This is a genomic window from Sphingomonas japonica, from assembly GCF_006346325.1.
Lineage (GTDB): Bacteria > Pseudomonadota > Alphaproteobacteria > Sphingomonadales > Sphingomonadaceae > Sphingomonas > Sphingomonas japonica.
In genome coordinates this window covers 1,319,400-1,332,229 of record NZ_VDYR01000001.1, presented here as the reverse complement: position 1 = coordinate 1,332,229, position 12,830 = coordinate 1,319,400, and the positions used below count along the sequence as shown (strand labels likewise).

Annotated in this window: 9 protein-coding genes; 7 read left to right on the top strand and 2 right to left on the bottom strand. The window is 69.3% G+C overall.

What is annotated here, in order from left to right; all coding sequences use genetic code 11:
- Nucleotides 1-27: 27 nt before the first annotated feature.
- From FHY50_RS06680 to FHY50_RS06660, 5 genes are all read left to right on the top strand, one after another.
- Entirely contained in the window at nt 28-543 is a 516-nt protein-coding gene (locus FHY50_RS06680; RefSeq protein WP_140047714.1) for an RNA polymerase sigma factor, read from the top strand.
- Between the two features lie 33 nt (nt 544-576).
- Nucleotides 577-1,524 (top strand): FecR family protein, encoded by a 948-nt coding sequence (locus FHY50_RS06675; RefSeq protein WP_140047713.1) that lies wholly within the window; start codon nt 577-579, stop codon nt 1,522-1,524.
- Nucleotides 1,511-3,889, top strand: coding sequence for a TonB-dependent receptor (locus tag FHY50_RS06670; protein ID WP_244935307.1), 2,379 nt, complete (start codon nt 1,511-1,513; stop codon nt 3,887-3,889). Before FHY50_RS06675 ends, FHY50_RS06670 begins: the two co-directional genes overlap by 14 nt.
- 102 nt (nt 3,890-3,991) lie before the next feature.
- Nucleotides 3,992-7,183 (top strand): autotransporter domain-containing protein, encoded by a 3,192-nt coding sequence (locus tag FHY50_RS06665; protein ID WP_140047711.1) that lies wholly within the window; start codon nt 3,992-3,994, stop codon nt 7,181-7,183.
- An 80-nt stretch (nt 7,184-7,263) separates the two neighbouring features.
- Complete coding sequence (locus tag FHY50_RS06660) at nt 7,264-8,358, top strand: AI-2E family transporter (RefSeq protein ID WP_140047710.1); 1,095 nt, start codon at nt 7,264-7,266, stop codon at nt 8,356-8,358.
- A gap of 3 nt (nt 8,359-8,361) precedes the next feature.
- Here FHY50_RS06660 and FHY50_RS06655 read toward each other — a convergent pair whose 3' ends face one another.
- The gene (locus FHY50_RS06655) at nt 8,362-10,872 is read right to left on the bottom strand and encodes an ABC transporter permease (protein WP_140047709.1); all 2,511 of its coding nucleotides are present in this window, start codon (nt 10,870-10,872) and stop codon (nt 8,362-8,364) included.
- Nucleotides 10,869-11,567, bottom strand: coding sequence for an ABC transporter ATP-binding protein (locus FHY50_RS06650; protein WP_140047708.1), 699 nt, complete (start codon nt 11,565-11,567; stop codon nt 10,869-10,871). Before FHY50_RS06650 ends, FHY50_RS06655 begins: the two co-directional genes overlap by 4 nt.
- A 52-nt stretch (nt 11,568-11,619) precedes the next feature.
- Between FHY50_RS06650 and FHY50_RS06645 the strand changes: the two genes are divergently transcribed.
- Together FHY50_RS06645 and FHY50_RS06640 are read left to right on the top strand one after the other, a co-directional pair.
- Complete coding sequence (locus FHY50_RS06645) at nt 11,620-12,294, top strand: arylesterase (RefSeq protein ID WP_337250268.1); 675 nt, start codon at nt 11,620-11,622, stop codon at nt 12,292-12,294.
- Nucleotides 12,291-12,785 (top strand): nucleoside deaminase, encoded by a 495-nt coding sequence (locus tag FHY50_RS06640; RefSeq protein WP_166745395.1) that lies wholly within the window; start codon nt 12,291-12,293, stop codon nt 12,783-12,785. The genes FHY50_RS06645 and FHY50_RS06640 overlap by 4 nt, the downstream gene beginning before the upstream one ends.
- Nucleotides 12,786-12,830: the final 45 nt, after the last annotated feature.

Sequence of the window (12,830 nt, the reverse complement as noted above, 5' to 3'; positions counted from 1 at the left end):
TGTGCCACAACTTGCTTTCACGCGAGGATGGACAGCGGCGCCGATCCCGGCGGTCTCCAACAGGTGTTCCTCGCCAATCGCTCGCGATTGCTGCGCTTCCTGGCTGCGCGCGGCGCCGGCGATGCGGCCGAGGATCTGGTTCAGTCGCTGTGGGAACGGATCGCGAGCACTCCCGGCGAGCCGATCGCCGAGCCGATGTCGTATCTGTTTCGTGCCGCCGAAAATCTGATGCGGGACCGCCATCGCGCCGGCGCCGCTCGCGGCCGGCGCGAAGAAGCGTGGCACGACGCCGCGAACGACGCGAGCGTCGTACCCGGCGCCGAACGCGTGCTGCTGTCGCGCGAACGGCTGCGGATTGCGCAGGACACGCTGGCGCAGCTCGGTCCGCGTGCGGAGACGATATTCCGCCGCTATCGCCTCGATGGGGTGGGTCAGGCGGCGATCGCGCGCGAACTCGGCGTCAGCCTGAGTACCGTCGAAAAGGATCTGCAGCGCGCCTATCGCGCGCTCCACGCACTGAAGGAGCGGTTCGATGCGGAATGAGCGCCGCGTCTGCGTCACGCAAGGGAGATGGCGATGACCGACCCCTACCGTGATCCGATCCGCGCCGCCGCCCGCGACTGGGCAATGCGCGTGGCCGATCCGGCCTTCGCCGATTGGGAGGCGTTCGCCGATTGGCTGGAAGCCGATCCGCAGCATAATGTCGCATATGAAGCAGCGCTTGCGGCCGACGCCGAGATCGCCGCGTGGTTCGTCGCCGCACCCCCGCGCCCGATCCTCGCCCAACCCACGGTCCGGCGGCCGCGGCGGCTGATCTGGGGAGGCGGTGCGGTCGCGGCCGGGCTTGCCGTCGTGCTTGGCTGGAGCGCGCTCGACGCGGGAAGCGATCCCTACGCGATCGAAACCGCGCCCGGCCAGCGGCGCCAGATCGCATTGAGCGACGGATCGAGGATCGACCTCAACGGCGGCAGCCGCATCGTCCTCGATGATGACAGCCCGAGGCTGGCGGCGCTCGAACGCGGCGAAGCCTTGTTCACCGTCCGCCACGATGCCGCCGATCCGTTCGTGGTGACGGCCGGCCCGTCGCGGCTGGTCGATGTCGGCACCGTATTCAACGTCGTGCGCACCGACCGCTCGACCCGCGTCACCGTTTCGGAAGGGGCGGTGGTCTACAATCCGGACAGCGAAGCGGTGCGGCTCGATCCAGGCAAGGCGCTGTTCGCCGATGACGCTGCGGCCAATGTCAGGGTTTCGGCGGTCGCGCCGGAAGCGGTCGGGGCGTGGACCGCGCGGCGTCTGGTCTACAGCGGCACCGCGATCGAGGATGTCGCGGCCGATCTGGCGCGCAATCTGGGCGTTGCGATCGCGGTCGAAGGGGCGGGGACGGCGCCGTTCACCGGCACGATCGCCATCGACGGCGATCCCGCGGCGATCCTCGATCGCACCGCGCCGTTGCTTGGGCTTTCGGCGCAGCGTAAGGGCGAGGGCTGGGTACTGACCTCCAGAAATCGTGTACGCCCTTAGCCTGATCGCGTCGGCAGCATTGCTGACCCCTGCCGCGCCGCCGCGCGACGATCGCGTCGCCGTGCGTGTCGCGGCGCGCGATCTCGGCGCGGCAATCGTCGCGATCGGGCGTCAGACCGGCGCGAGCATCGGCATGCGGGATCCGTCGCTGGCACGGCTGCGCGTACGCCGCGTCGCGGGCACGCTGACGACTGCGCAGGCGTTGTCGGCGATGCTGCGTGGAACGCGAGCGCGGGCGCGCAAGGTCGCCGCGAACAGCTATCTGATCGAAGCGATCCCGCCGCGACCGCCGCGCCCTGCGCCGCCGCGCATGCCGCCCGCCGAAACGGAGCCCGAGCCCGTCGGCGCCGACATCATCGTCATCGCCAGCAAGCGCGACGTGCCGCTGTCGCAGTTTCCCGGCGTCGCGCGCATCGCCGATGGCGCCGATATCTCGCTTGCCGAAGCGGCGCGGGGCAGCGACGCACTGGTGGGCGCCAGCACCAGCCTCGCCTCGACGCATCTCGGCCCCGGCCGCAACAAGCTGTTCATTCGCGGCGTCGCCGATTCGAGCTTCACCGGGCCGACCCAGGCGACGGTCGGGCAATATTGGGGCGACACGCGGTTGACCTACAGCGCGCCCGATCCGTCGCTCAGGCTGTACGATATCGCCCGCGTCGAGATCCTCGAGGGGCCGCAGGGAACGCTGTATGGCGCAGGCTCGCTCGGCGGGATCGTCCGGGTGGTGCCGCAGGGCGCCGATGTGTCGGGAATCGCCGCCGCGGGCTGGGGCGGCGTTCTCGCCACGCAGCATGGCGACCCCGGTGTCGACGCAGGCGGTATGCTCAACCTGCCGCTGGTCGGCGACATGCTGGGGCTGCGCGCGGTCGCCTACGGCGCGATCGACGGCGGCTATATCGACGATCGCCTTCGCGGCCTCGCCGACGTCAACCGGGTCGAGACCGCAGGCGCCCGCGCCAATCTGGGGCTCGAGCCTGGCGATGGCTGGCGCGTCGATCTCAGCGGAACGTGGCAGCGGATCGACGGGCGCGACGCGCAATATGGCGACCAAGACGGCCTTTCGCGGGCGAGCGCGGTCGCGCAGCCGTTCGTCAACGACTATCTGCTCGGCGAACTTCGCATCGCGCGCGACTGGGGCGACCTGCAGTTGCGCTCGGCGACCGGCATCATCGACCATTACGTATCTGAAACATTCGACGCGACCGAGCCCGGCGGCGAGCCCACGCAGTTCCGCCAGACCAGCCGCATCCGCATGCTGACTTCGGAGACGCGGCTGGCGCAGCGCTCGGCCAATGGTGCGGGATGGGTGGTCGGCGCCAGCCTGCTGAGCAACGACGCCCGTCTCAACCGCACGCTGGGCGAGGAGGCGCGGATGGCGATGCCGGTCGCCGGGGTCCGCAATCGCATCGGCGAGGTCACGGTGTTCGGGGAGGCGACCGTGGTTCCGGTGGATTGGTTGGCGCTGACCGGCGGCGGGCGGCTGACGCATTCGCGGCTGTCGGGCGATGCCGAGGACGTTTCGGCACTGGTGGCGTTTCGTGCCGACCCGCGCGGCGGGGCCAGTCGCACCGAGACGCGCTTCCTGCCGTCGGGTGCGATCCTCGTTCAACCCGATGAGCGTTGGAGCCTGTTCGCGCGCTATCAGGAGGGGTTCCGCCCCGGCGGCCTTGCGGTACGCAGCGACCTCATCGAGCGCTATACCGGCGATCGCATCGAAACCGCAGAGCTGGGCGTTCGGCTGGGGGCGCCCGCGCGCGACCGCTTCGATATATTGCTGACCGCGGCGCACACCCGCTGGCACGACATCCAGGCCGATCTGATCGACGGGGTGGGCTTTCCGGTCACCGCCAATATCGGCGACGGCCGGATAAGCTCGATTGGCATTTCGGCCGGCTGGCGCCCCAGCGAGGCGCTGGACCTGAGCGGCTCGCTCTACTGGAACGACAGCGAGGTCACCGCGCCGTCCGCGGCGCTGATCGCCGCGGTCACGGCGCTCGACGCGCCGTCGGCTCGCGGCGGGCAACTGCCCAACGTCGCCGATTTCAACGCGCGCATCGGCGCGCGCTATTTTGCCGAGCTCGGCCCGCGCACCGCGCTGACGCTGTCCGGCAATGCCCGCTATGTCGGCCACTCGCGGCTCGGTATCGGTCCGGTACTCGGGCAGCTTCAAGGCGACTGGCTCGACACCGGCATCGAGGCGCGGATCGGTGACGCGCGGCGTGGACTGTCGCTGTCGCTGACCAATCTGCTCGATGCGCAGGGCAATCGCTTCGCGCTCGGCAGCCCGTTCCAGCTCACCAGCGGCGACCAGATCACGCCGCTTCGCCCGCGCACGATCCGCATCGGCTTCGACTGGCGGTTCTGACCGCGCGACCAGTTGCGCCGAGCGGTTACGGGAGATCGGCCACGCCTGCGTCTGGCAAAGGGAGAGGGAACGCCCTCCGCATCATCTTGCCAGAGGGACTTCATGCGCATCCTGCTCGCCACCACCAGCCTCACACCGATCCTGCTTGCGCTCGTACCGCAGGCACAGGCGCAGACCAGCATCTCGACGGCGACCACGACGCCGGTACGCACCTCGACTGCGGGCAACGTCACCGTCACCGCCGCCGGATCGATCAAGCCGACCACGAGCGGTGCGATCATCACCCTCGACAGCACCAACAATGTCACCAACCAAGGGACGATCCAGAAGACCGGCGTCAACGACAGCGACGGCATCCTCGTCACCGACCAGGGCAGCGGCGCGATCGTTAACAGCGGGAACATCATCCTCGACGAGGCCTATACCCCGGAAGATACGGACGATGACGGCGACATCGACGGCCCGTTCGCCCGCGGCGCGCGCCGCGTCGGCATCCGCACCACCGGCGCCTTCGCCGGATCGATCTCCAATTCCGGCGACATCACCATCGAGGGCAATGATTCGGCTGGTATCCGCGTCGGCGGTGCGCTGACCGGGAACCTTTCCAACAGCGGCGACATCGCCGTGATCGGTGACGATGCGGTCGGCATCGACGTGCGGGACGTGACCGGAAATCTTCGCCTTGACGGCACCGTCGGCGTGCAGGGCGCGGATGCGGTCGGGGTCAGGATCGACGGCGACGTCACCGGGCGGGTGACCGTTCAGGGTTCGATCGCCTCGACCGGCTATCGTGCGACGACCGCGCCTTCGGATCCGTCCGACCTCGACGCCGACGATCTGCTGCAGGGCGGTTCGGCGCTGGTGGTCGCGGGCAATGTCGGCGGCGGTGTGCTGCTCGATGCGCCCCCCGCCAACACCGACCCCGACGAAGCCGACGAGGATGACGACGGCACTCCCGACGCCAATGAGGGCACCGCCAGCGTCCGCACCTTTGGCAGTTCGCCCGCGATCAGCATCGGGTCCGACGATTCGATCACGCTCGGCGGAGTCGCGGGCGATGCCGGTGGGCACGGGCTGGTCGTGCGCGGCGGCGTCGCGGCATCGGGCGTCTATGCCGGGGTCGATGCCACCGGCATCCGCATCGGCGGGCAGGGCGGCGCGGTCGATCTGAATGGCGGGGTGCGCATCGACGGCACGCTTTCGGCGACATCGCGCGCCGACGCGACCGCGCTGCTGCTTGGCAGCGGCACCAGCGCCGATGCCATCACGATCGGCGGCACGGTGACCGCGGGCGGAGGCAATGCCGCCGATGCCCAGGCACGCGCGATCGTCATCGCCGCGGGTGCATCGGCGCCGGTGCTGCGCAATACCGGCGGCATCGGTGCTGCCGCGAGCGGCGACGGCACTGCGATCGCCATCCTCGACCAGTCGGGTACGCTGGACCTGATCGAGAATGCCGGCGCGATCGAGGCCGACGGCGGCAATGACGGTGGCGGATCGATCGCGATCGACCTGACGGCCAATGACGGCGGCGCGATCGTGCGGCAACTGCTCGCCGAGGAGGACGAAACCGCGCCCGGCATCGTCGGCGACATCCGTTTCGGCGACGGCGGCGATCTGCTCGACATCGCCGATGGCGGGGTCAGTGGCGATGTGAGCTTTGCCGGCGGCGACAACAGCCTGCGCCTGTCGGGCGATGCGCGCCAGGCTGGCGACGTCTCGTTCGGTGGCGGCGCCGATACCGTCGCGCTGACTGGCACGGCGAGCCTCAATGGCGCGATCGATTTCGGCGGCGGCGACGATCTCATGACGCTGGGCGCCGGCACGATATTTCGCGGCACGCTTGCCAATAGCGGCGGTCTGGCGCTGTCGGTCGGCGATGGCACGTTCGACTATACCGGCAGCGGCACTGTCGCGCTGACGTCGCTTGCCGTCGAGGGCGGCGCGATCGCGGTCAATATCGGCGAAGCAGGCGCCACTCGCTATGTCGTCGCCGGCGCGGCCAGCTTCGGCGAAGGCGCGACGGTGCGCGTCGGCGTGTCGGAAATCGCAGGCTCGCTCGGCGACTATGTCATCGTCGATGCCGGGGCGCTGACCGGCGCCGACAATCTCGGCTCGGTGGCCGAGACGCTGCCCTACCTGTTCAAGTCGAGCCTCGCCTCCGACGTCGAAGCGGGCACCGTGACGCTGTCGATCGCGCGCAAGACCACTACCGAGCTCGGCCTCAACCGCTCGCAATCGGCCGCCTATGATGCGATCTTCGACATTCTCGACACCGATGCGGGCATCCGGACGACGTTCTTGGGCATCGGCGACGGCGAGACGTTCCAGCGGCGGATCGCCAGCTTCCTGCCCGATCATGCCGGCGGAACCTTTGAATCGGTGACGATGGCGTCACGCGCCGCCGCGCGCATCCTGAACGATCCCGCCGCGCGCTTCCTCCAGCGCGACAGGTGGAGCCTATGGTTGCAGCAGGTTGCATGGGGCACGTCGAAGGATCTGGGCGACACCGCCGCATACGATATCGGCGGCTGGGGCATCAACGGCGGCGGCGAGGTCGCGCTGGGCGGGGCAGGCCGGGTCGGGCTGTCGCTGGCCTATCTCCAGGGCACCGACGCCGACGGCTTCACCGACAACGAGGTGCTGACCGGGCAATATGAGCTGGCGGCGCACTGGCGCGGCAATTGGTCGGGGTTTGCCGCAAGCGCCCGCGGCGGTGTGTCGAAGATCGACTTCAGCAGCCAGCGCCGCTTCGATTCGACCGATGCCGACAACAGCTTCGCGCGCGTGTCCGAAGGCAGCTGGGGCGGCATGCTCTATTCGGCGCAGGGCGCGATGTCGTACGAACTTGCGGTCGGCCGACGGCTCAAGCTGCGGCCGCAGGCGGCGATCGACTATTACCGGCTGAGCGAGGACGCGCATACCGAAGCCGGCGGCGGCGAGGCGTTCGACCTCACCGTGGCCGAGCGTACCAGCGACGAACTCGCCGCGACCGGATCGCTCAGCCTGGGATACGAACTCGGCAGCCTCGATCCGCAGGCGAGCTTCCTGCGGCTCGAAGTCGAAGGCGGACGGCGCGAGATCGTCGGCGGCGCGCTCGGTACCACGACTGCGCAGTTTGGCGATGGCGATCCCTTCACCCTGCTGCCAGAGGATCGCGACAGCGGCTTTATCGGCCGCGTTCGCCTCAGCGGTGGCCAGAGCAGCTTCATCGTCACCGGCGAGGCGAGCGCCGAGGAACGGCTCGGCCATGCCGCGATCGCCGCGCGGCTGGGGTTGCAGGCGCGCTGGTAGTCGGAACTATCCCCGGTCGCGGGATTTCGGCATGGAGGCGGCAAGGGCCGTTGCCATGACGGGGCCGCGCCGGGGGACCTATGCACGCTGCTCAACACGACACCGACCCTGCTGAACCGCCGCGCCGCGGATCGAGCGCGAACTTTGCGACACGGGTCGTCACGGTGCTCGCGATCCTCGGCGCGGCCTGGTTGCTGATCGAAATGACCAGCCTGCTGATGCTGGTGTTCGCCGCGATCGTGCTGGCGGTGGTGTTCGACGCGATGGCACGATTGCTGACGCGCTGGACGAAATTGCCTCGCGGGCTGGCGCTGACCTTGGCGATCTTCATCCTGCTTGGCGTGTTCATCGGCATTTTCGTGATGTTCGGTGCGCAGCTGGCCCGCGAATTCGATACCATTCGCGAAAAGATTCCCGGCGCGCTGACGGCTATCGAGGGGCAGTTGGAAACGTGGGGACTTGGCGATCGCGTCCGTTCGGTGTTCGAACAGGGTGCCGGTGACGTATCGTCGCTGATGTCGAGCGCGGGCAGCTATGCTCTGTCGATCGGCAGCGGACTGGCCGATTTCGCGCTGGTGCTGGTCGGAGCGATCTTTCTGGCGGCCGATCCCGCCGTCTATCGCCGCGGCGTGATCCTGCTCACTCCAAAGCGGGCCGAGCCGGTGATGGACGATGCGCTCGACGACTGCACCCATGCGCTGCGCGGTTGGATGAACGGCCAATTGATGTCGATGATCGTCGTCGCCGCGGCGACGTCCGCGGGGCTATGGCTGCTGGGCGTTCCGGCAGCGGGCGGGCTGGGACTGATCGCCGGGCTGCTTGACGTCATCCCGTTTGTCGGACCGATCATCGCCGGGACGCCCGCGGTGATACTGGCCTTCACCGTGTCGCCCGCGACCGCATTGTGGACGGTCGGGCTGTTCTTTCTGGTCCAGCAGATCCAGGGCAACTTCCTCCAGCCGATGATCCAGAAATATGCCGTCGACGTGCCCCCCGCCGTGCTGCTGTTCGCCGTGGGCGGCGCGGGCATCCTGTTCGGATTTCTCGGCGTGCTGCTCGCCGCGCCGCTCACCGTCGTCACCTTCGTGCTGGTCCAGCGTATCTATGTGAAGACGCTGCTCGGCAGGGAGATCACCGTCGCCGGGCGCGAGGAGCGCGAGACGAGCGGCGGCTGACCGCTACAGTTCGCGCAGCGCGCGCGACGGGCGCACCCCCAGGATCGACCACGCGCCCGCCAGTCCGAAGCCCATGGTCACCGCCATGCCGAGCGCCAGCGTGACGGCGACCGCGCGATAGTCGGGCAGCCATTCGAACTCGAAGATCTGCGTCACCACATACCAGCCGCCGCCCAGCCCGATCGCCAACGCGAGCAGTGCCAGCGCCATGCTTAGCAGCGCATATTCGATCGCCTGCGCCGTCAGCACCTGGCCGCGCGTCGCGCCGAGTGTGCGCAGGATGACGCCGTCATAGGTGCGCGCCTCGCGCGCGGCGGCGATCGCGCCGACTAGCACCGCGATCCCGGCAAGGATGGCAACCGATGCCGCCGCCGTGATCGCGGTCGCCATCTGCTCGACGACGGTGCGGACCTGACCGAGCACGCCCTGAACCTCGATCACCGATACCGACGGAAAGCGGGGTAGCAGCGCTGCCATCACGGCACCTTCGCGGTTCGGCGGCAGCTCGACCGTCGCAGCCAGATTGTGCGGCGCGTCGGCAATCGCGTTGGGGGAGAACACCATGACGAAATTGAAGCCGAGCGTATCCCAGTCGATCCGCCGGAACGACGCGATCCGGGCGGTGCGCTCGACGCCGAGCAGGGTGAAGGCGATCGGATCGCCCAGCTTGAGGTCCAGCGCCTCGCCCAGTCGCTCGTCGAGCGAAACCAGCGGGGGCCCGGCATAACCCGGCGGCCACCACTGGCCGCGGGTCAGCGTGCTGCCTTCGGGAAGCGCTGCCGAATAGGTCAGCCCCCGCTCGCCGCGCAGGGCCCAGGCGTCGTCGGGAATATCCTCCAGATCGGCGACGCGCGTCGTGCCATAGCCGGTGATCGTGCCGCGCAGTGTCGGCACCGTCTTTACCACCCCGCGTGGTTCGGTCGCGGCGATGATGCCGCGAAACTCGGCCTCGCGGTCGGGCGGCACGTCGAGCGCGATCAGCGAAGGCGCCCGCTGGGGAACGGTGCGCTCGATATTGGCGTCGATGCTGGTGCGGATGCCCGCGAGCAGTACGAACAGCGTCAGCCCCAGCCCGAGCGCCACGACCAGCGTGACGGTACGTGCTCCCGGCCGGTGTAGCGCTGCGATCGCCAGCCGCAGCAACGGGCGTCGAGAGCGCGGGGCGGCGGCGGCGAGCGTCCGCACCAGCCAGCCGAGCCCGGCCAGGACGGCCAGCGTCGCCGCGACCGCGAGCAGGAATCCGCCGCTCAACAGCGGTCGCTGTGCGGTGCCGAGCGCCAGCGCGATCACCCCGGCGAACGCCGCCAGCACCGGCGGCGCGGTCCTGCGCCATGAGATCGCCGCGCTGCCGAGCGCGCCGCGCAGCAACCCGGCGGCGGGGACCTGCCCCGCCTCGATCAATGGCGCGGCGGTGAAGGCGAGCGCGATCAGCACGCCGTATGCGGCGGCGAGCAAGAGCGGCAACGGTTGCAGCGCGAAGCTCGGTGCGACCGGCAGCACGTCGCCGGCCAGCGCGACGATCGCCGGCACCGCCAGCGCGCCGACGATCAGACCGCCGACGATCCCGATCGCCGCGACCACCGCGACCTGCAACAGGTAGATGCGGGCGATCACGCCCGAGGTCGCCCCGAGGATCTTAAGCGCGGCGATGCTGCGGCGGCGCGCAGCGAGGTAGGACGAGACGCCGTTACCCACGCCGATCCCGGCGATGACCAGCGCCGACAGCCCGACCAGCATCAGAAACTCGCCCATCCGTCCGATGAAGCGATCGGTGCCGGGGGCACCGCGATCGCGCGTCCGGCTATTCCACCCGCCATCGGGGAACGCCGCCTCGAAGCGTTCGACCACGGTGTCCGGGTCGCGCCCGCCATCAAAGCGTATGCGGTACTTGCTTTCGTAGAGGCTTCCCGGCTGGACCAGTCCGGTACGATCGAGCCCTGCCATCGACACGATCGCCACCGGTCCGAGCGTGAAGCCTTCGCCGAGCCGGTCGGGTTCGTCGGCGATGACGCCGGCCACGACGAACCGCGCTTCGCCGAACCGGATCGCGTCGCCGCGTCGCAGGGCAAGCCGTTCGGCCAGCGCCTTTCCGATCCAGGCGCCGTCGGCACCGAGCGCGCCGGCCCTGTCGCCATTCGCCAGCGCCAACGACCCGTAGAGCGGATAGGCGGCATCGACGCCCTTGAGCTCGATCGGCGCGCTGCGTGGTCCTTGCGGCGTATCGCGGATCGCATTGGCCTGCATTCGCACCGTTTCGGACACCGTTCCCTGGCGTTCCATCGCGGCGCGCTCGGCCGGATCGGCCAGCCGCTGCGACACGTCGAACTGCACGTCGCCGCCAAGGATCGCCTGGCCCCGCGCGGAAAGCTCGCCGGTGATCGCCTGGGTCAGGCTGCCGATCGCGGCGAGCGCGCCGACGCCGAGGAACAGGCATGCCAGCAACAGGCGAAGCCCGCGAAACCGCAGGTTGAGCTCGCGCCGCGCGAGTCGCCACGCCAGCGCCCAATCGCTCATGCGGCGCGATCCGATACGATTTGGCCGTCCGCCAATTCAACGATCCGGTCGCAGCGCGCCGCCAGCGCCGGATCGTGCGTGATCACCACCAGCGTCGCGCCGGTGGCGGTGCGGCGGTCAAACAGCAGGTCCATCACCGCTGCGCCGGTCGTGGCATCGAGATTGCCGGTGGGCTCGTCGGCGAACACCAGCGGTGGGCGCGGGCCGAGCGCGCGAGCGATCGCGACGCGCTGTTGCTCGCCGCCCGACAGCTGCGCGGGATAGCGATCGAGGCGATGGCCGAGGCCGACCGACGCGAGTTCGGCATCGGCGCGCTCGAACGCGTCCGATATTCCGGCAAGCTCCATCGGCACCGCGACATTCTCGCGCGCAGTCATGGTCGGCAACAGGTGGAAAGCCTGCAGCACGATGCCGATCCGCCCGCGCCGCGCCCGCGCCAGCCCGTCTTCGTCGAGCGAGCCGAAATCCAGCCCGGCAACCGTGACGCTGCCGCCGCTGGCGCGTTCGAGTCCCGACAATACCGCCATCAGCGACGACTTGCCGGATCCCGATGGTCCCAGCAGCGCGACGCTGGTGCCGCGCGCGATGCTGAGGTCGATCCCCTTGAGGATATGCGTCGGCGCCGCGTCCGCACCCAGCGTCAAGGTGACATTGCGCGCGGCGATGACCATATCGGCCGGATCGGTTGATTTCATGGGAAAGAGCGGGACCTTGGCAAGAATGTTGAAGCGATATGGCGGCGCGGCCGTGGTTCTCCAAGCCCTGTTGCTTGCAGGCTGCGGCGGCGACGCGACCCCCGCGCCGCAGCCCAGTGCCTCGGCGAGTTCCGTCGCCGACGCCGCCGTGACGCGTCCGGCGGGCGAGGAGCGGCTGGTCCTGGCGTTCGGCGACAGCCTCTATGCCGGCTACGGCCTCGATCGCGGCGAGGGGCTGCCGGAAACGCTGCAGGATCGATTGTGGGAGGAAGGGATCAATGCAACCGTCGCTAACGCCGGCGTGTCGGGCGACACCACTGCCGCCGGTCGCCAGCGGTTGGCGTTTGCGCTCGACAACCTCCCGCGCACGCCCGACCTCGTATTGCTCGGGCTGGGCGGCAACGACGCTCTGCGCCAGATCGCGCCTGCCGAGACGCGAGCCAATCTGGCGGCGATGATGGCCGAGCTGGACGAGCGCGGGATAGCGGTGGTCCTTACCGGGATGCTCGCTCCGCCCAATCTCGGCGGCGACTATGCGTCGCAATTCAATGCGATCTGGCCTGACCTTGCCAGGCAATATCAGGCTCCGCTCGATCCCTTCATCCTCGATGGCGTGCTCGGCGACCGGCGGCTGATGCTGCCCGACGGCGTTCATCCCAATGCCGACGGAGTCGAGCGGATCGCCGACCGCGTCACCCCGATCGTCGCCAAGGCGCTTTCCGCGTGAGCCGGGCCGAAGACGAACGCTGGATGCGCGAGGCGATCGCGCTGGCGCGAACCAAGGGCAGCGAACCCTCCGACACGCCGATCGCCGCGCTCATCGTGCGCGACGGCAAGCTGCTCGCAGGCGAATGCAACGCTACCGCCGAAACCAACGACGCCACCGCGCATGCAGAGATCATGACGATTCGCGCCGCCGGCGCCGCTGCCGGGGACATGGAGCTGCGCGGCGCCACGCTCTATTCGACGCTCCAGCCGTGCGGCATGTGCACGATGGCGTCGATCTGGTCGAAGGTCGATCGCGTCGTGTTCGGCGCAGGGCGCGACGACGTCCACCGGATGTATTTCGAGGACCGCCACCTCGATACGGTGGATTTTATCCGCGACGCGTTTCGCGACGACCTGTCGATCGAGGGCGGCGTGCTGGCGGCCGAGTGCGCCGCGCTCTACTACCGCCCCGACGACGATGTTCCCGAGGAGGAACAGGGCAATATCTGACGCGGTCGCCATTCCCTGTCGCGCAAAACCGGCTATGCATGGCCA